The 19,115-nt window shown below is 61.6% G+C and carries 20 protein-coding genes; 13 read left to right on the top strand and 7 right to left on the bottom strand.

Features of this window, described 5'->3' with window-relative positions; all coding sequences use genetic code 11:
* On the top strand, positions 1–851 hold an 851-nt coding region (locus LJE98_RS13540; RefSeq protein ID WP_229575758.1), incomplete at its 5' end, for a porin.
* Between the two features lie 125 nt (positions 852–976).
* Here LJE98_RS13540 and LJE98_RS13545 read toward each other — a convergent pair.
* Both LJE98_RS13545 and LJE98_RS13550 read right to left on the bottom strand, forming a co-directional pair.
* Positions 977–1,837 carry an alpha/beta fold hydrolase gene (locus LJE98_RS13545; RefSeq protein ID WP_229575759.1) on the bottom strand — a complete coding sequence of 287 codons (861 nt, stop codon included), beginning with the start codon at positions 1,835–1,837 and terminating at the stop codon, positions 977–979.
* A gap of 87 nt (positions 1,838–1,924) precedes the next feature.
* Entirely contained in the window at positions 1,925–3,994 is a 2,070-nt protein-coding gene (locus LJE98_RS13550; protein ID WP_229575760.1) for a lytic transglycosylase domain-containing protein, read from the bottom strand.
* Positions 3,995–4,215: 221 nt separating this feature from the next.
* On the opposite strand from LJE98_RS13550, the gene dapA reads away from it, so the two are divergent.
* Positions 4,216–5,100, top strand: coding sequence for a 4-hydroxy-tetrahydrodipicolinate synthase (gene dapA / locus LJE98_RS13555; RefSeq protein WP_229575761.1), 885 nt, complete (start codon positions 4,216–4,218; stop codon positions 5,098–5,100).
* A gap of 366 nt (positions 5,101–5,466) precedes the next feature.
* On the opposite strand, the gene LJE98_RS13560 is transcribed toward dapA, so the two are convergent.
* On the bottom strand, positions 5,467–5,811 hold the full coding sequence (locus LJE98_RS13560; RefSeq protein ID WP_229575762.1) for a hypothetical protein: 345 nt from the start codon (positions 5,809–5,811) through the stop codon (positions 5,467–5,469).
* 324 nt (positions 5,812–6,135) lie between these two features.
* Here LJE98_RS13560 and smpB point away from each other — a divergent pair, with 324 nt between their 5' ends.
* Positions 6,136–6,612, top strand: a complete 477-nt coding sequence (smpB, locus tag LJE98_RS13565; RefSeq protein WP_229575763.1) for an SsrA-binding protein SmpB — start codon at positions 6,136–6,138, stop codon at positions 6,610–6,612.
* Positions 6,613–6,924: 312 nt separating this feature from the next.
* Here smpB and LJE98_RS13570 read toward each other — a convergent pair whose 3' ends face one another.
* On the bottom strand, positions 6,925–7,509 hold the full coding sequence (locus LJE98_RS13570) for an NYN domain-containing protein (protein WP_229575764.1): 585 nt from the start codon (positions 7,507–7,509) through the stop codon (positions 6,925–6,927).
* Between the two features lie 295 nt (positions 7,510–7,804).
* Between LJE98_RS13570 and rpoZ the strand changes: the two genes are divergently transcribed.
* The 8 genes from rpoZ (at position 7,805) to era (ending at position 14,535) form a co-directional block, all read left to right on the top strand.
* Complete coding sequence (gene rpoZ, locus LJE98_RS13575) at positions 7,805–8,206, top strand: DNA-directed RNA polymerase subunit omega (RefSeq protein ID WP_229575765.1); 402 nt, start codon at positions 7,805–7,807, stop codon at positions 8,204–8,206.
* Positions 8,207–8,303: 97 nt separating this feature from the next.
* Positions 8,304–10,532, top strand: coding sequence for a RelA/SpoT family protein (locus LJE98_RS13580; protein WP_229575766.1), 2,229 nt, complete (start codon positions 8,304–8,306; stop codon positions 10,530–10,532).
* A gap of 230 nt (positions 10,533–10,762) precedes the next feature.
* Complete coding sequence (locus LJE98_RS13585; RefSeq protein WP_229575767.1) at positions 10,763–10,912, top strand: DUF3563 family protein; 150 nt, start codon at positions 10,763–10,765, stop codon at positions 10,910–10,912.
* Positions 10,913–11,038: 126 nt separating this feature from the next.
* On the top strand, positions 11,039–11,620 hold the full coding sequence (locus LJE98_RS13590; RefSeq protein ID WP_229576018.1) for a DUF2062 domain-containing protein: 582 nt from the start codon (positions 11,039–11,041) through the stop codon (positions 11,618–11,620).
* A gap of 1 nt (position 11,621) precedes the next feature.
* Positions 11,622–12,026, top strand: a complete 405-nt coding sequence (acpS, locus tag LJE98_RS13595; protein WP_229575768.1) for a holo-ACP synthase — start codon at positions 11,622–11,624, stop codon at positions 12,024–12,026.
* A 97-nt stretch (positions 12,027–12,123) separates the two neighbouring features.
* Positions 12,124–12,861: a signal peptidase I gene (gene lepB / locus LJE98_RS13600; protein ID WP_229575769.1), complete on the top strand. Its 738-nt coding sequence runs from the start codon at positions 12,124–12,126 to the stop codon at positions 12,859–12,861.
* Positions 12,858–13,583: a ribonuclease III gene (rnc, locus tag LJE98_RS13605; protein ID WP_229575770.1), complete on the top strand. Its 726-nt coding sequence runs from the start codon at positions 12,858–12,860 to the stop codon at positions 13,581–13,583. The genes lepB and rnc overlap by 4 nt, the downstream gene beginning before the upstream one ends.
* 10 nt (positions 13,584–13,593) lie before the next feature.
* The gene (gene era / locus LJE98_RS13610) at positions 13,594–14,535 is read left to right on the top strand and encodes a GTPase Era (protein WP_229575771.1); all 942 of its coding nucleotides are present in this window, start codon (positions 13,594–13,596) and stop codon (positions 14,533–14,535) included.
* Positions 14,536–14,556: 21 nt separating this feature from the next.
* Here the strand turns inward: era and LJE98_RS13615 are convergent, their stop codons facing one another.
* On the bottom strand, positions 14,557–15,720 hold the full coding sequence (locus tag LJE98_RS13615; RefSeq protein ID WP_229575772.1) for an AbrB family transcriptional regulator: 1,164 nt from the start codon (positions 15,718–15,720) through the stop codon (positions 14,557–14,559).
* Positions 15,721–15,825: 105 nt separating this feature from the next.
* Here LJE98_RS13615 and LJE98_RS13620 point away from each other — a divergent pair, with 105 nt between their 5' ends.
* Together LJE98_RS13620 and recO are read left to right on the top strand one after the other, a co-directional pair.
* Positions 15,826–16,461, top strand: coding sequence for a TetR/AcrR family transcriptional regulator (locus LJE98_RS13620; RefSeq protein ID WP_229575773.1), 636 nt, complete (start codon positions 15,826–15,828; stop codon positions 16,459–16,461).
* A 53-nt stretch (positions 16,462–16,514) separates the two neighbouring features.
* Positions 16,515–17,288 (top strand): DNA repair protein RecO, encoded by a 774-nt coding sequence (recO, locus tag LJE98_RS13625; RefSeq protein ID WP_229575774.1) that lies wholly within the window; start codon positions 16,515–16,517, stop codon positions 17,286–17,288.
* On the opposite strand, the gene LJE98_RS13630 is transcribed toward recO, so the two are convergent.
* Positions 17,216–17,470: a hypothetical protein gene (locus LJE98_RS13630; RefSeq protein ID WP_229575775.1), complete on the bottom strand. Its 255-nt coding sequence runs from the start codon at positions 17,468–17,470 to the stop codon at positions 17,216–17,218. The two genes, recO and LJE98_RS13630, sit on opposite strands and share 73 nt — an antisense overlap.
* Before the next feature lie 401 nt (positions 17,471–17,871).
* On the bottom strand, positions 17,872–19,092 hold the full coding sequence (locus LJE98_RS13635) for an MFS transporter (RefSeq protein WP_229575776.1): 1,221 nt from the start codon (positions 19,090–19,092) through the stop codon (positions 17,872–17,874).
* Positions 19,093–19,115 lie beyond the last annotated feature (23 nt).

A 19,115-nucleotide genomic window follows, 5' to 3' on the forward strand; every position in this document is an offset into this window, starting at 1 on the left:
TGGAATACGTTCGCGTTTGCGACGCCTTCGGCACCGGCTACTTCTACATCCCCGGCACCGAAACCTGCCTGAAGATCTCGGGTAGCGTTCGCTTCGCCTACGATTGGTCCAGCAACGACACTTCGAGCGATGGCGATTTCCAGACCCGCGCCCGCGTCGAGTTCACGACTGCGAACGACTCGGAAATCGGCACGATCGGTTCCTACATCCGTCTGCAGGGCACTTCTGACGACGAAAATGCAATCGTCGAGCAGGCCTACATCACCGTTGGTGGCTTCCGCGCTGGTTACTCGGTCACTTTCGCTGACGACATCGGCATTGCCGGCGAAAACGACTCCTTCATCTCGGGCTCCAAGTTCGACATGGTGTCCTACACCTATTCGTCTGACGCCTTCACCGTCGGTCTCGGCGTTGACGAACTGACGAACGCCGGCTTCGACGACCTCGGCGTAGAAGCCATGGCTTCTGCTTCGCTCGGCGCAGCAACTGTTGCCATCTACGGCGGCTACGACTTCGGCGCTGAAGAAGGCTTCGTCGTTGGTCAGCTCTCTGCTGACGTTGGCCCGGGCTCGCTCGGCATCTACGGCGGCTGGGCTTCTGATCCGTCCGCATACGTAGACACCTACGAGTGGACCGTTGGTGCAGCCTACACCTTCAAGGCGACCGACAAGCTGTCGATCACCCCGTCGGTCAACTACTTCGAAGAGTTCACGGGCGCTGACTACTTCGGCGCTGGCGTTCTCGCCACCTACCAGATCGCTTCTGGCCTCTCCACCGAAGTTACCGTCGACTACAAGGACACGGCAACGGAAGACTGGTCTGGCTTCGTTCGCCTGATCCGCTCGTTCTAATTCGATCTCCAGATCGGATAAGGGAAGCCCGGCCCTGTGCCGGGCTTTTCCGTTTTGAACGTCGAAATGGCGGCGAAGAGCGTTTGGCCGACGCCTTGCGCCAGAACACGCCCCGCGCGGTCTGTCTAGCGCTGCAGAAAGCCGCCAATCTCCTCCGCCAGCCCTGAGAGATGCAGCAGCGGCGCGTGCCCTTGACCTCCGGCCTCGATCGCCACCAGTCCCGGATGCCGCCGCACCATCTCCTCCACGGTATCGCGCGACAGCAGGCGCGAGTGCTCGCCCCGAACCACCATCATCGGTTTCTCTGCCAACGCCGCGAACTGCGGCCAAAGATCGGGCAGGCCCTGGCTGAGGTCAGCGTTCCGGAACTGTTCGGCAATATCGGGATCGAAATCCGCCACCACCTGGCCATCCACTTCCCGGTAAAGCGCCTGCGCCATGTGGGCCCAATCCTCGCCGCCGAGCGCCGGGAACTCCGCCCCATGCGTGGCCCGCAGGATTTCCGCCGCCTCCGCGAAATTCGCCGGCGTCCGTCGGCTCCCGAGATAGCCCTGGATTTGCCGCAGCCCGTCCACGTCCAGCACGGGGCCGATATCGTTAAAAACTAGACGTTCGATGCGCTCCAGATGCGTCATCGCCAGAACATGCAGGATGAGCCCGCCGCGCGAGGTTCCGATGAAGGCAGCGCTTGCGATCTCCATTTGGTCGAGCACGCTGATGACATCTCCGGCTTCCACCGGGATCGTGTAGCGCGCCGGCTGTGGGTCGCGATTGGAGAGCCCGCGCCCGCGCGACGAGATCGCGATCACCCGCCGGCTATAGGGCGGCGCTGCCAGAATGCGGGCGAGATCCTCGAAATCCAGAAGGTTGCGCGTGAGCCCCGGCAGGCAGACGACCGGGATCCCCGGATTGTCGTCGCCATGAATGCGCACATGCAGCGTCAAGCCATCCGGCACGGTGATGAAACGGTCGATGCTGTCGGCCATGTGGCACTCCCTCGCGTCGTGATATCCATGCGAGCCTAGCCGAGGCTGCGCCCGGGGTCATCCATCAATCAGGGGAGGGCGGGCGACCTATCGCCCGAAGCGCAGGTCGTGCACGATGTCGGTCTTCTGGCCAAGCCGGCTCTTGTAGACCTGATAATTTTCCATCACCCGCATGACGTAATTGCGCGTTTCGGGGAAGGGAATGCGCTCGATCCAGTCGACCACCTCGTCGATCGACTTGCCGCGCGGATCGCCATAACGTTCGATCCATTCAGGCACTTTGCGCGGACCGGCATTATAGGCAATGAAGGTCAGGATATAGGAGCCGCCGAAAGCGTCGATCTGCTCGCCGAGATAATGGGCGCCAAGCGTGGCGTTGAAGCCGGGATCCCGCGTCAGCTTGTCCGGTTGATAGGCGATGCCGTGCCGTGCCGCGACCCCCTTGGCGGTGGAGGGCAGGAGCTGCAACAGCCCGCGCGCATTGGCCGGTGAGACGGCCGCCGGATTGAAGGCGCTCTCCTGACGGGCGATGGCATAGGCGAGCGCCTTGCCGGAGCCTGCAATATTGGCGCTGGGCGGGATGACGCCGACGGGGAAGGCAAGCGCGGGAACATCGATGCCCCGCGCATAGGCCGTCTTGCCGATCTGTAGCGACAATTGATGCCCGCCTTCCGATTTTTCCGCCCGCGCGCTGAGAAGTGCGAGTTCGCCGGGACTGTCCAGCTGATCGGCGAGCGCCCGGTAGAGGCTCTGCGCCCGCCAGCCATGGCCGGCCGCCTCGTAACGCGCGATCGCCTGGATCGCCTCGCGGCCTTGGAAACGCTGACGGTCTTCGTCGCTGGGCTGCGGATAGGGGATCTGAATGCCGGGCCTGTCGATGCGCGCCGCTGCGAGTTGACCGTAGAAGGTGCTCGAATGCTGGGCTGCGCGGGCGAAATGCTCCCCTGCCTTGCCGTCCTTCAATGCTTCCGCGGCGCGGCCCAGCCAGTACCAGGCCCGGCTTGCCGAAAGCGGCCGGTTCGAGACCTCGAGGATGCGGGCAAAGTGCCGGCTTGCGGTTTTGGGATCGTTGAGGGCGCGCAGTGCATACCAGCCGGCATGGAATTCGGCGTCTGCAAAATCCGTCGCTTCGGTCGCCACATGACGCGAAACGATCTTGTACGCCTCACGATACTTCCCGAGATCGGCGAGCCCCCGCGCAACGATCCGCTGCTCGTCCCACCAGGCCCCGCCATTGATCAGCACTTTCGCATCGCGCGGCATCTGCGCGATCAGTTTGGCCGCCTCTTCGAAATCCTGGGCACGCCGGAGGGTCTCAAGGCGGATGAAGAGCAGGGCAGGGTCCTTTGCCCAGGACTTGTCGACGGCTGCAATCAGCGCATCGACATTCTTCGCGCGCGAGATCAGACCTGCCCAGGCCTTGTACAGCGATTGTGCCTCACCGAGCGTGGCAAAGCGTTTCGCCTGGCTCGCCCGCTCGCGGTAGAGCAGATAGTCCATGCGCGCGCGATGGTCGGCCGTCGTCAGCAGGCCGGAAAACTCCGATATCACCCGGTCTTCGGTCTCGACATCCAGTGCATCGCCGCGCCAGAGGTCGCGGATGAGGCTGGTGGCCCTCGCCTTGTCGCCGCTGGCGAGATGGGCGCGCGCCAAAAGCATCGTGCCTTCGGTCGTCTCGGGCGCAGTGTCGCCGAAGGCGGCGAGCACGGCGGCGGGCGCCGGGTTTTCGCGGAAGAGCGCCTTTTCCGAATTCGCCCGGAAGGATTTGAGCCCCGGCCAGCCCTGAAGCTGCCGCTGGGCGCCCGCAATCTCGGTCGCCGGCACGTCGCCGAGCCCCGACATTGATATCGACCAGGTCAGCATCTGCCGGTCGAGGCTGTCGGGCATGCGGTTGCGGATGGCGATCGCCTCGGCGCCGTTGCGGTTGGACAGCGCGTCCAACCCTGCCTTGAGCTGCGGATTGACGGCCGCCAGCCGCTCACCGCGCGGAATGGCGCCTGTCGTCTCGAACGAAGGGGGCGTGGCCCTAGCAGGCGCAAAGCCCAGCGGCTTGACTGCAGGCACCGGAACGGAGGCCGGTTCCTGGCCCAGCACAGGCAGCGGCAGCACGGCAAGGCCGAGGCCGAAAACGGTAGCTTTGAGAAAGGTCGTCTTCATCCACACACCGCAACCATAAAACAACGCCGCCAGTAGGCGGAGAACGTGGTTAACAAAGCCTTGACGTGGTCGTTCACATTCTCTCGAACGAAGCCTCGGAAAACCGTCACAAATCTCCCTTGCATGCGCTTGTCGCACCCGAAGGTGCGAAGTAATGTGCCCCCGATTTAGGTTCAGAATGCGGCCGAAGCGTGGATCTCGGCCCCCGAGGAGTTCATTGCATGTATCAGGGATCCATTCCCGCACTCGTCACGCCGTTCACAGATGCCGGTGCTGTCGACGAGCAAGCCTTCGCCGCCCATGTCGAATGGCAGATTTCCGAAGGCTCCTCCGGCCTCGTGCCCGTCGGCACCACGGGCGAATCGCCGACGCTGTCCCATGACGAACACAAGCGCGTGGTCGAGCTTTGTGTCGAAGTGGCGAACAAGCGCGTGCCCGTCATTGCCGGCGCCGGCTCCAACAACACGCTTGAGGCCATCGAGCTTGCCCAGCATGCCGAAGCCGTCGGCGCCGATGCGCTGCTCGTCGTCACGCCCTATTACAACAAGCCGACCCAGAAGGGCCTGATCGCCCATTACAAGGCGGTCGCCGAAGCCGTCTCGCTGCCGATCATCATCTACAACATTCCCGGCCGCTCGGTGATCGACATGTCGCCCGAGACGATGGGCGCGCTCGCCAAGGCGCACAAGAACATCGTCGGCGTCAAGGATGCGACCGGCAAGATCGAGCGCGTCTCGGAACAGCGCATCACCTGCGGCGCAGATTTCGTCCAGCTCTCGGGCGAGGATGCAACGGCGCTCGGCTTCAACGCCCATGGCGGCACCGGCTGCATTTCCGTCACCGCCAATGTCGCCCCGCGCCTCCTGGCCGAATTCCAGGCTGCGACCTTGGCCGGCGATTACGCCAAGGCGCTTGGCCTTCAGGATCGCCTGATGCCGCTGCACAAGGCGATCTTCCTGGAGCCCGGCCTCTGCGGCGCGAAATATGCCCTGAGCCGCACCCGCGGCATGAACCGCACCGTCCGCCTTCCGCTGCTGGCGACGCTGGAAGCCTCGACGGAAGCCGCGATCGACGCGGCGCTGAAGCATGCGGGGCTGGTGAACTGAGGGGATGACAAAAGGCCGGCGGAGACGCCGGCCTTCTTGGTCGGGCTGTGCGGAAGCAGTCAAACGGCTTTCGGGTTGGCCTGACCAAGTTCTCTATCGAGGGCATCTGTGGTTGGATTGGAGCTAGGGTCACCAGACCAACCGTCGCGTACCCAACCCCACCTTAATTCGCCCATCCTCCATTCCATATCCATGCCAACCGCCACGCCACGCCGGAGCGCAGGCGATCCCCGACAAAATTCCAGGTGAGACGGAAGACAAGACCATGTCCTCCAGAGGCTCGCAGCGAACCGTCCCGCCGCAAAAACAAAACGACAGGTCACCAAAGGCAACCTGCCGCATAAAGATCATTCGAAGAAAAACGGATCAGAAGTCGAGCTCGAGTCCATTTTCGCAGAAGTCGAACTTGGCCGGCTCCGACTCGCTGCCGTCGGCAAACGTTGCCTTCACCCACTGCGCGCAGCTTTCGCCATTTGTGCTCTGATCCCAGACGAGATCGACAGTCGATCCCGGCTTGATGCCGCTTCCGATGTCGAAATAGCCCCAGTCACTTTTGTTTTCCGACACCAATATTTCGGTAATCGCCGTGCTGGTCGAGTTGCTCGCCGTGAACGAGAATTCGTTGGCTTGGGCGGCAGTAGACACCATCCCGTTACCGGCAACTGCAAAAGCAATTGCAAACAGGCCGAGACGAGCGCGATTGAAATTCATGTTCTGTCCTCAGATCAATGTGGTTTGGATGCCGCTTCTTCTTGCACTGTCCTTCCGGAAAGTCGACGTAAATGATGTCCTTTGTGAAGTCCCCCCAAAAGCGGTTCTTCAGCATCTTACAATGCTGCGATGCCGATCGGATGCGGCGCGCAGATCTATCCGATGCGAGATGTCGATGCCCGTCGCCCGCGCTGTCCCGCGCGCGGGTGCTCCCCCACCTTTATTTCCCCCCCATCCTCCATTACATACGGATGATAACAGCCACGCCCCGCCCGGGCGCAGGCGACAGACGACAAAATCCCGGGCGAAACGGAAGATTAGACCATGGCCCCCAAAGGCTCGCAGCGCACCGTCAACAAGATCGTCGCGGAAAACCGCAAGGCGCGCTTCAACTACGAGATCATCGACACCTACGAGGCCGGTCTGGTTCTGACCGGCACGGAGGTCAAGTCGCTGCGCGAGGGCAAGGCCAATATCGCCGAATCCTATGCCTCTGACGAGGGCGAGGAGATCTGGCTGATCAATTCGCATCTGCCGGAATATCTGCAGGCGAACCGTTTCAACCACGAGCCGCGCCGCCGCCGCAAGCTGCTTCTGTCCAAGCGCGAGATCAACCGTCTGCGCGTCTCGATCAATCGCGAGGGCATGACGCTGGTGCCGCTCAAGATCTATTTCAACGAGAAGGGCCGGGCGAAGCTGGAACTGGCGCTCGCCAAGGGCAAGAAGCTGCACGACAAGCGCGAGACCGAGAAGGAACGCGACTGGAATCGCCAGAAGCAGCGCATTCTGAAGACGGGCTGAATCTGATGGCGCGCGCGCATCTGAACGTCACCCTCGGCCCCATCGTCTGCGAGACGATCTGAACTGTTTCCCGAGAGTTTTAAGGGCAGGGGTGTCGGCAAATACCGCCCCTCTCTGCCCTGCCGGGCCTCTCCCCCAGAAGGGGGAGCGTGGCTGACCAGCCGGTCTCTCGCCCGTCTTTCGGCTCGCTGAACAAAGCGGCATCCACACGCACCGCACCCCCCTCGTGAGGGGGACGTCTCGCAGTGACAAAGGGGGGGCTTCTTAGACGTGCGGCGCAGCCGGAAAATCCGGGAAAGAATCCAAAGACCCTCAGTGCTCGTCTTCGCTCGCCGTTGCCGGTTCCGGCGTGCGCGGCGTGCCGCGTTCGGACGGATCGCGGCCGATTTCGGCTTTCAGCGTCACCAGGTCGATGAAATGGTCCGACTGGCGGCGCAGGTCGTCGGCGATCATCGGCGGCTGGGTTGCCATGGTCGAGACGACAGAGACCTTGCGGCCCTTGCGCTGCAGCGCTTCCACCAGCGTGGTGAAATCGCCGTCGCCGGAGAACAGGACCAGATGATCGACCGTCTCGGCCTGTTCCATCGCGTCGATGGCAAGCTCGATATCCATATTGCCCTTGACCTTGCGGCGGCCCATGGAATCGGTGAATTCCTTCGCCGGCTTGGTCACGACCTTGTAGCCATTATAGTCCAGCCAGTCGATCAGCGGGCGGATCGAGGAATATTCCTGGTCCTCGATGAGGGCGGTGTAATAATAGGCGCGCAGCAGATAGCCGCGCTTCTGGAAGGCTTTCAGAAGCTTGCGGTAATCGATGTCGAAGCCGAGGCTTTTGGACGCGGCATAAAGATTTGCGCCATCGATGAAGAGGGCAATTTTCTCGCGCGGGTCGAACATTTCGATATCCTTACGTCAAATATAATCAACTTCGGCAATCGGCAATCAAAACAATACCTTGCCTCTCAAGATATGACCATGACTTTACATTATGAAATGATCATATAAAAATCTATCTAGGGCATCGTTTGGTGCAATCCAAGCAGCCTGTGGTTGAAACGTGGTGTAGAAAGCCTCTTTTTCGGCCCCTATTTTTGGGCTTGGAGGCGTGTCGGCACGAAAAACTTGAATTTGCCGTCCATTGCCTGTATCGCACCCGTCAATCCCACGCATTCAAGATCGCAAAGGACAGGCAATGGCCCGTGTCACCGTTGAAGATTGCATCGACAAAGTCGAGAACCGCTTCGAACTCGTTCTGCTCGCGAGCCACCGTGCCCGCCAGATCTCCCAGGGCGCGCCGATCACCATCGATCGCGACAAGGACAAGAACCCGGTTGTAGCGTTGCGCGAAATCGCCGACGAGACGCTCTCGCCCGACGACCTGAAGGAAGATCTGATCCATTCGCTGCAGAAGCACGTCGAAGTCGACGAGCCCGAGCAGGAGCCGAGCTCGATGCTGGCTTCGACCGGCACCGCCGGCAAGGGCGACGAAGAGGACGATCTGCCGGAAACGGTCACTTTCGACCAGATGTCGGAAGAGGATCTTCTGGCCGGCATCGAAGGCCTGGTTCCGCCGGAAAAGAGCGACGATTACTAATCGTCAACCTGTCGGAATCTAGTCTGTTTCTGACTGTAGGATCTTGTGCGCCAGTCTCGTCGACTGGCGCGCTTTTTCGTTTGTGGAGACGAGTGGAATGATGCGGCAATACGAGCTCGTGGAGCGGGTGCAGGAATACAAGCCCGACGCCAACGAAGCTCTGCTCAACAAGGCCTATGTCTACGCCATGCAGAAGCACGGCAAGCAGACACGCGCCAGCGGGGACCCCTATATCTCCCACCCGCTCGAAGTTGCCGCCATCCTCACCGACATGCATCTCGACGAATCGACGATCGCCGTTGCCCTCCTGCACGACACGATCGAGGATACATCCGCCACCCGCGGCGAGATCGACGAACTCTTCGGTGAAGATATCGGCCGCCTGGTCGAAGGCCTCACCAAGATCAAGAAACTCGACCTCGTCACCAAGAAGGCGAAGCAGGCGGAAAACCTGCGCAAGCTTCTCCTCGCCATTTCCGACGATGTGCGCGTGCTGCTGGTCAAGCTCGCCGACCGCCTGCACAACATGCGCACGCTCGAACACATGCGCGACGACAAGCGCGCCCGCATTTCCGAAGAGACGATGGAAATCTATGCGCCGCTCGCAGGCCGCATGGGCATGCAGGACATGCGCGACGAGCTGGAGGACCTGTCCTTCCGCTACATGAACCCGGAAGCCTATGAGACCGTCACCCAGCGGCTGGCCGAGCTTTCGACCCGCAACGAGGGCCTGATCACCAAGATCGAGGACGAACTGCGTGACCTGCTCGTGGCGAACGGCCTGTTGAACCCATCTGTCAAGGGACGGCAGAAGAAGCCTTATTCGGTCTTCCGCAAGATGCAGTCGAAATCGCTCTCCTTCGAGCAGCTTTCCGACGTCTATGGCTTCCGCATTCTCGTCGATGACATTCCCGGCTGCTACCGCGCGCTCGGCATCGTGCATTCGCGCTGGCGCGTCGTGCCCGGCCGTTTCAAGGATTATATCTCGACGCCGAAGCAGAACGACTACCGCTCGATCCACACCACGATCGTCGGCCCGTCGCGCCAGCGCATCGAGCTGCAGATCCGCACGCGGCGCATGCACGAGATCGCCGAATTCGGCATCGCTGCCCACACGCTCTACAAGGACGGCGAAAACGGCGAGGCCAACGAGCCGCTGCAGCGGGAAAGCAATGCCTATTCCTGGCTGCGCCACACGATCGAGGCGCTGGCCGAAGGCGACAATCCGGAAGAATTCCTGGAGCATACCAAGCTCGAACTCTTCCAGGACCAGGTCTTCTGCTTCACGCCCAAGGGTAAGCTGATCGCGCTCCCGCGTGGGGCAACGCCGATCGACTTCGCCTATGCGGTCCATACCAATGTCGGCGACACCTGTGTCGGCGCCAAGATCAACGGCTCGATCATGCCGCTCGTCACCCGCCTGTCGAATGGCGACGAGGTGGAGATCATCCGCTCCGGCGTGCAGGTGCCGCCTGCCGCCTGGGAAGAAATCGTCGTCACCGGCAAGGCCCGCGCTGCCATCCGCCGCGCCACCCGCATGGCGATCCGCAAGCAATATGCAGGCCTTGGCCAGCGCATCCTCGAGCGAACCTTCGAGCGCGCCGGCAAGATCTTCTCCAAGGATACGCTGCGTCCGGCGCTGCATCGCCTGGGGCAACGCGACGTGGAAGACGCGATCGCCTCGGTTGGCCGGGGCGAGACCTCCTCCCTCGACGTTCTCAGGGCCGTCTTCCCCGACTATCAGGACGAGCGTGTCACGGTGAAGCCGTCCTCGGACGACGGTTGGTTCGCCATGAACAGCGCCAATGGCATGGTCTTCAAGATCCCGGGCCCCGCCCATCCGAAGGGCGATGTGCCGACTGCCGGCGATGGTCCGGACCCCCTGCCGATTCGCGGACTTTCGGGCAATGCGGAAGTGCATTTTGCCCCCGCAGGTGCCGTTCCGGGCGACCGCATCGTCGGAATCATGCAGGATGGCAAGGGCATCACCATCTATCCGATCCAGGCCTCTGCCCTGCAGCGCTTCGAAAACGAGCCGGAACGCTGGATCGACGTGCGCTGGGATCTCGACGAGGCGAACAAATCCCGCTTCGTCGCCCGCATCCTCATCAACGCGCTGAACGAGCCGGGTACGCTGGCGACCGTTGCCCAGTGCATTGCCCGTCTCGACATCAATATCCGCGTCCTGAGCATGATCCGCATCGCCACCGACTTCACCGAGATGGGGATCGACCTGGAGGTCTGGGACCTGCGCCAACTGAGCCAGCTCCTGAGTGAACTGAAGGAACTCGACTGCATCTCGACGGTCAAGCGCGTCTACGACTGAGCGGAAGAAGCGAACTTCGGCTTGTGACTCGGGCGGGCGTGGTTCGCCCGCCGCTCGAAAGTCAGGCGTTCTGCCTGTCGTTTCATCACAATCCTGCCCAAATCGTAAACCTCGGCCCCCTTGCCATGCGCTTGGTGCATGGCTGGCTTCAGTTCTTGTCTCTGGTGGATTGTGCGACGCACCATTATCTTCCTTTCAACAGATGAAGATAAAGAACTGAGGACAAAACGATGTTTACTCCGATCCGCAAATTCGCCCGCGCCCTTCGCGTTCCGACGACTGCCGAGCGCGAAATGAACTACCTGAACGGCGCCCGCGATCTCGTCGATCTGGAATATCGCCAGCGCGAAATCGACCGTGGCATGTTCCGCCGCGGCTGATGCGCCGACCGACCAGATCTGGTCAATGCTGTGACGCCGGTTGAACGCCGGCGTCTTTGCTTTTTTGGCGACTTTCAGAACCTGTTTTCCTTGCCGAAACCATCCCGGATCAACTACATATCCCGCATGCTGTTTCGACGACGCCACCCGGTTTCCTACCTGACGAAGTTGCGTGAGCTTCTCTGGCCGCGGCGTGGCTTCATCCGCTCGTATCACTATCTGACCAAGCGCATCCTGCGTCTGTCGGCGACACCGCATGCCATTGCGGCCGGTGTGGTTGCCGGCGTTGTCGCTTCATGGACGCCCTTCATCGGGCTGCACTTCCTGCTCGCCTTTGCCTTCGCCTATCTGATCGCCGGCAACATGGTGGCCGCTGCCATCGGCACGGCCTTCGGCAATCCGCTGACGTTTCCGCTGATTTGGGCGGCGACCTGGGAGGTCGGGCATCGGCTGATCGGCAAGGGCGCGCCACTCGGTGATAGCATCGATCTGGAACGCAAGTTTTCTATCGGTGCGATCGAAACCATGTGGCAGCCGATCTTGAAGCCCATGTTGATCGGCGCGATCCCGCTGGCCGCCGTCAGTGGTGTGATCATCTATTGCGTGATCTACTTCACCGTGGCGAAGTTCCAGGCGCGGCGTCGGGAACGTCTCGCCGCAAAGGCGCGTGCGCGGCTTGCTAAAGCACTCCAGGAATCGAGCGTCTGACATGATCATCGGCATTGGCAGCGACCTCGTTGACATCAGACGGATTGAGAAATCGATCGACAGGTTCGGCGAGAAATTCACAGCACGCTGCTTCACCGATGAAGAGCAGGCGCGCGCGAACGGCCGCAAGGACTGCGCCGCCTCCTATGCCAAGCGCTTTGCCGCCAAGGAAGCCATGGCCAAGGCACTGGGCACAGGCATCGCCGAGGGCGTGTTCTGGAAGGAAATGGGTGTCGTCAACCTGGCCAACGGCAAGCCCGGCCTCGAATTGACCGGTGGGGCCGCGAAATGCCTGGAACGCCTCCTGCCTCCAGGGCATGTCGCCCAGATCCATCTCACCATCACCGACGAATTTCCCTATGCCCAGGCATTTGTCATCGTCGAGGCCCTGCCGGAAAACCGGTGAGTTAACTGGTCGCGCTGGTCGAGGGGGCTACGCGGTTGCCGCGCTCGCCCGAACCGACTAGAGAGAGCAGGATTTTCGCAAGAAGGAACCGACCCGCGTGAGCGAAGAAAAGAAGCAAAGTGCCCTTTGGGAAAACGTCAAGGTCATCATCCAGGCCCTGCTCCTGGCCATGGTGATCCGGACCGTGTTCTTTCAGCCCTTCACGATTCCATCAGGCTCGATGATGCCGACGCTGCTGGTCGGCGATTACATCTTCGTCAACAAGTTCTCCTACGGCTATTCGAAATATTCGCTGCCCTTCTCGCCGAACCTCTTCGAAGGCCGTATTTTCGCCAGTGAACCGGAGCGCGGCGACATCGCTGTCTTCCGCTTCCCGCCGAATCCCAGCATCGACTACATCAAGCGCGTCGTGGGTCTGCCCGGCGACCGCATCCAGGTGATCGGCGGCGTGCTGCAGGTCAACGGCAAGCCGGTGCCGAAGATCCAGGACGGCGTCTTTACCTCCGACTACCGCATGGATCCCGGCACCGATGTGCCGGTCTTCCGTGAGACCCTGGACAATGGCGTGAGCTATGACACGCTCGACCAGGCCCAGGATACGCGCGGCGATGACACGCGCGAATTCATCGTGCCGGACGGCCATTATTTCATGATGGGCGACAACCGTGACAATTCGCTCGACAGCCGCTTCGACGTCGGCTTCGTGCCGGCCGAGAACCTGATCGGCAAGGCGTCGCTGATCTTCTTCTCGCTCGGCAACGACACCTCGTTCCGTGAAGTCTGGAAATGGCCCGCCAACATGCGTTGGGATCGTCTGTTCAAGGTGGTCGAATGAAGAACAGGAAGACGGACGGCGAGCAGGACTGGGCGCAGCTGGAAGCTGCGATCGGCCACACATTCGCCGACCGGGAACGCCTGATCCGGGCGCTGACCCATGCCAGCGCCCAGGTCTCGCGGGGGAAGAAGGGCGATTACGAACGGCTGGAATTCCTGGGGGACCGGGTGCTCGGCCTTTGCGTAGCCGAAATGCTCTTCACCACCTTCCGCGATGCGACCGAGGGTGAGCTCTCGGTCCGCTTCAATCAGTTGGTCAGCGCCGAGGCCTGCGCCTCCGTTGCCGACGAGATGGAGCTGCACCGCTACATCCGCACCGGCTCTGACGTGAAGAAGATCACCGCAAAGAACATGCTGAATGTACGCGCGGACGTGGTCGAAAGCCTGATTGCAGCAATTTACCTGGAAGCCGGATTGGAGGCCGCGCGCGGCTTCATCCTGAAATACTGGAAGGATCGCGCGGCCCATGCCGATGGCGCCCGCCGCGACGCCAAGACCGAATTGCAGGAGTGGACGCATGCCAAGTTCGGCAAGCCGCCCATTTACAAGGTTGCCGATCGCTCCGGACCGGATCATGATCCCCGCTTCACGGTGATCGTCGAGATCCCCGGCCTGAAGCCGGAAACTGGCATTGACCGTTCCAAGCGTGCCGCCGAACAGGTGGCCGCGACCAAGATTCTCGAACGCGAAGGCGTATGGGCCAAGCCCACAGACGCCAATTGATTGGACGCCCATGACCGACACTGAGACAGAGGACGGCGGCGAAGCCATCGTCAACACCCCGACCCGATCCGGCTTCGTTGCCCTGATTGGCCCGACCAATGCCGGCAAGTCGACGCTGGTCAACCGCTTCGTCGGTGCCAAGGTGTCGATCGTCAGCCACAAGGTACAGACGACCCGCGCCGTGATGCGCGGGATCGCGATCCACAAGAACGCCCAGATCGTTTTCATGGACACGCCCGGCATCTTCAAGCCACGCCGCAAGCTCGACCGCGCCATGGTGACCTCGGCCTGGGGCGGGGCCAAGGATGCGGATATCATCCTGCTGCTGATCGACAGCGAACGGGGGCTGCGCGGCGATGCCGAAGCGATCCTGGAAGCGCTGAAGGATGTGCCGCAGCCGAAGATCCTCGTTCTCAACAAGATCGACCGGGTGCGCCACGAGGACCTGTTCAAGCTTGCGGAGACGGCAAACGAGTTCGTCAAATTCGATCGCACCTTCATGATTTCAGCCACGACCGGCTCGGGCTGCGAAGATATCATGGATTATCTCGCCGAGACTTTCCCGGAAGGCCCATGGTATTATCCGGAGGATCAGATTTCGGATCTGCCGATGCGCCAGCTCGCCGCCGAGATCACCCGCGAGAAACTCTTCCTGCGCCTCCACCAGGAGCTTCCCTATTCCTCGCATGTGGAAACCGAGAGCTGGGAAGAGCGCAAGGACGGCTCGGTGCGGATCGAGCAGGTCATCTATGTCGAGCGCGACAGCCAGAAGAAGATCGTGCTCGGCAAGAACGGCGATGCGATCAAGGCGATCTCCACGGCTTCCCGCAAGGAAATGTCCGAGATCCTCGAACAGCCGGTGCACCTCTTCCTCTTCGTCAAGGTGCGCGAGAACTGGGGCAACGATCCCGAGCGCTTCCGCGAAATGGGTCTCGAATTCCCGCGCGACTAAGTTCAATTGCGCGAAGGGCGCTCAGCCCTTCGCCACCCGCCTCGCGACGAAATCCGAGATTGTCGGTCCGATCAGGATGATCAGGATGAGCCGCATGGTCTGCAGCGCCATGATGAAGGACATGTCCACCGGCGTCGTTGCTGCAATGATTGCGATGGAATCGAGCCCGCCGGGGCTGGTCGCGAGATAGGCGGTCAGCGGGTCGATATCATGCAACGACCAGAGCAGGAAGGCGAGGCCGCCGCTGAATGCCATCAAGACCAGGATGGAACCGACGATCTGGGGCAGGGCGCTTGCCGCATGCCTGAGGATGCGCCGGGTGAAGGACAATCCGATCCGCCAGCCGATGACCCCGTAACCGAGCGCAAGCAGCCATTCGGGCAATTGCAGCGTGATGTAACCCATCACATGCAGCGCGGTTGTGGCGACGAGCGGCAAGAGCATGGTTCCGGCCGGTATGCGAAGCCAGGCTCCGACCAAAGCGGCGGCGAGGGCCGCAGCAAGGGTCAGGCCGAGATCGAGCCAGTCCGTTTCCGGAAACCAGACGACTGTTTGCGCAGCTCCACCTTCGACATTGAACACGAACGCCGCCATGAGCGAGGCGCCCGTCGCGACAAAGGCGACGCGCAGATACTGCATGAAGGCCACCAGCCTCGGATCGCCGCCATGCGCCTCGGCCATCAGGACCATGGCGGAGGCGGCGCCAGCGGACGTGCCCCAGATCGCGGTCGTACCGGGCAGGATCTTGGCCCTTGCCATGAAATAGCCGAGCAGGCTGCTCGCCGCGATGATGGAAAGCACGACCGAGAGGAAGATTGGCCAGTCCTCGGCGACGGTCGAGAGCGTACCGAGGTCAATGGATCTGGCGACGATGCAGCCGATCAGCGAATGGGCGAAGATATAGGGAAAACGATGCACGGAGAGCCGGGCACCGTTGGTGGCGACCAGGATGGCCGCGACCATCGGGCCGAGCAGCAGCGCGCCCGGGATATGCGCCAGATACAGTCCGCCGGAGATGGCAAGGGAGAGCGCGAGAAGTGCAGCCCAGCGGACAAGGAGGGGAAGTGGCGTCAGCAATCCGGGTTGCGGCGGCGGGCTGGCCGCGGTTGCAGCCGTCGTGCCCTGATTTGCAACGCCATCCGGGTTGACCGGCGAAAGCGTCACGGGATCCTTGTCCGAAGCCATGAGCGTCTCCGTCCTTCGTCTGAGAACCTTTTGCCGGAAAGTTCTGGACGAAAGCGTGATTTCATCAAATAAATGAGGCGCACCTCACAAACGAGTTTTATGAGCATGACCTCGCAAAAGTCAAGTTCGGCCAGGCTTCAGACCGCCCCGACGCCGACAGCCAAGGAGCCGAAACGCAAGCGTGGCATCGCACGGGTGGCGAAGCTTCTCGATGCCGGTGCCGCCGTCTTCGCCGAGCAGGGCTACAAGGCAGCGACCATGACCGAGATCGCCGCCCGCGCGGGTGCGCCGATTGGCTCACTCTACCAGTTCTTTCCCAACAAGGACGTGCTCGCTGACGCGTTGATCGCCCGCTACGCCGAGCATGTCGAGGCGGCGCTCGACCGGATCAGGGCGGAAGCCCGCGAACTGGACGGGACGCAGCTTGGTGACCGTTTGCTCGATGTCCTCGTCACCCATGCGACAGAGCGCAGTCTGGCGCTGAGCCTGCTTGATGCCCGCTGGGAACAGCCGGGCGTTCGTCCGGGAATCCTGCGGGAGAACCTGCGGCGGCGGATTGCGGAAATCCTCAGCATCTGGCGCCCGGATCTTGCCGAGGATCAGGCGCAGGCCATGGCGGTGGTCCTCTTTCAGGCGATGAAGTCGCTCGTGCAACTACATGAAGAAAAACGCTATCCCGGCAAGGCCGAGGCGATTGCGCAGTGGCGCGGCTGGGTGCAGCGTTATCTCGGCGAAATCTGATCACGCCGCCGAAAATCCTCGCGCTCTCTGGTGCTCTGCGATAAAACCCGACCATGCAATGGACAGACGAGGCGATCCTGCTCGGGGTGCGTCGGCATGGCGAAACAAGCGTCATCGCCGAAATGATGACTCGCACCCGTGGGCGCCATCTCGGCATGGTGCGCTCCGGCCGGTCACGGACCATGCAGCCCGTCTTGCAGCCCGGGAATCGTCTCGAAGTCACCTGGCGCGCGCGACTCGACGAACATCTTGGTGAATACCGGATCGAACCGCTGACGCTGCGCGCCGGACGGCTGATGGAAAGTGCCACCGCCGTCTACGGTGTGCAGGCGCTGGGCTCGTTGCTGCGTCTCCTGCCTGAACGGGATCCGCATCCGCATCTCTTCGAGGCACTGGATGTGATTCTCGACCATCTGGAGGAGCCGGCGACGGCCGGCGAGCTTTTCGTTCGCTTCGAATTGGCGCTGCTGAACGATCTCGGCTTCGGACTGGATCTGGAGGAGTGTGCAGCGACCGGTGCACGCAACGATCTGGCCTATGTCTCGCCGAAATCGGGCCGGGCAGTGAGCCGGGAGGCAGGTGCGCCCTGGGCCGACAAGATGCTTGCCCTGCCGGATTTCCTGACGCCAGGCACGAACCGTGCGGCCGATCCGGAGACCCTGGTCGAAGCCTTCAGGCTTACAGCCTATTTCCTGGATCGGCACGTCTATGTGCCGCGGGGGCTGGAGCCCGGCGCGGCACGCGAGGGTTTCTGTCAGGCCGCGTTGAAGACCTTGCGGTCGCTGGAGGCGCCTGGCTCGTTGGCGGCGCCGAAGAACACGGCCTGATCCACCGGCGCGGAATTCGCCATGTGCTGGTGAATGGCCATCTGCAATTCGCTGACGCTGCGATAGACGCCGCCATCCAGCTCGATGACCGGATATTTGACGGCGATGAACTTGATCCGATCACCGTCGGGTATGGTGATGCCAACCGGAACTCCGGCATATTCGATAACTTGCTTCTTCATAACGAGTATCCCCGCGCGTGCATATTGGCACGGCGCTGTTTCATGAGTCGTTTGTGGGTATCAGGCTTGGGGCTGCGTCACATTCGACAGGAGCAGGCGTAATGGCGTTTCACCATCACGAGGCACGGGGTCGTCTGCCAGGATCGGATGGCATCAAGAAATACAACCTGCATTTCGCTGACCTCCTTCTTTTGGCTACGGCCTCCAGAATCGAGGCCGTTCATGGTTCGTCGTCAGTGTCCGAACCAGCTCGCACAAGGTAGGTGCTGGGTCCGAATCCGTCAACGGGCATTGATCAGAAAATAAAATAATTTTCTGTGACAGTGCCCGTTGATCGAATTCATGGGAATTCTGATCCGGCACAGAGGAAATGCCGGAATTTGATCTCACTTTGGGCGTAATTACGCTGCGGCAACGACCGGGCGTTCGACCGCTTTCTCGGTGATAGGCCAATGCACTATAGCCGCGAAGATCCCGAGCGCCACACCCAGCCACCAGACCTGGTCATAGGTTCCGAACTGGTCATAGAGATAGCCGCCCATCCAGACGCCCAGAAACGAGCCGATCTGGTGGGACAGGAAAACGAGACCGCCGAGCAGCCCGAGATGACGCGTGCCGAACATGATGGCGACGAGTCCATTGGTCGGTGGCACGGTGGACAGCCAGAGAAGGCCCATGACGGCGGCGAAGATGACAACCGAAAACGGTGTTTGCGGCAAAAGCAGGAAGAGCGTCACCGTGATCGAACGGCCGATATAGATATAGGCGAGGAAATAGGGCTTCGAGTAACGCTGGCCGATCCAGCCGGCGGCCAGGGATCCGATAATGTTGAAGAAGCCGATCAAGGCCATGGCGATGACGGCATAGCTTGCCTCTATGCCGATATCGCCGAGATAGGCCGGGAAATGCGCGGTGATGAAGGCGACCTGGAAGCCGCAGACGAAGAAGCCGGTGGTGAGCAGGAGATAGCTCTTATGCGCGAAGGCCTCCTTCAGCGCTTCCGCCACCGTCTGCTTGTACTGGTTGCCTGACTGGCTGCCGGACTGCGCATTGCCGCGCAGCGGAAAGGCCAGGAGCGGCACAACAAGCATCATCACGGCAATGATGACGAGACTGTCCGACCAGCCGAAGGCCGAGATGAAACCTTGGCTGAGCGGCGCAAAGAGGAACATGCCGGCGGAACCCGCAGCCGTGCCGATACCGAACGCCATCGAGCGTTGCTCCGGCGTCACATTGCGCGCGAAGGCGGAAAGAATGACGCTGAACGATCCGGCGCCGATCGCCGTGCCGATCAGCACGCCACCGCCGATATGCAACCAGATCGGCGCACTCGCAAAGGCCATCATCACGAGGCCGGCCGCATAGAGAACGCCCGACATGACAAGCACGCGACCGGTGCCGTATTTGTCGGCAAGCGCCCCGAAGAACGGCTGGCTCACACCCCAAAAGAGGTTCTGGAAGGCCATGGCGAGACCGAATGTCGAGCGGTCCCAGCCACGATCGGCCAGCATCGGCAACTGGAAGAAGCCCATGGCCGACCGCGGCCCGAACGTCATCACGGCGATCAGCGATCCCGCGAGAATGATGAGCCAGGGCAAGGCCGGACGGCTGGTGGTCGTCATGGGGGTTTCTCCTCTATCGACCA

The sequence above is a fragment of the Rhizobium sp. 'Codium 1' genome (assembly GCF_020889605.1).
Classification (GTDB): domain Bacteria; phylum Pseudomonadota; class Alphaproteobacteria; order Rhizobiales; family Rhizobiaceae; genus Allorhizobium; species Allorhizobium algae.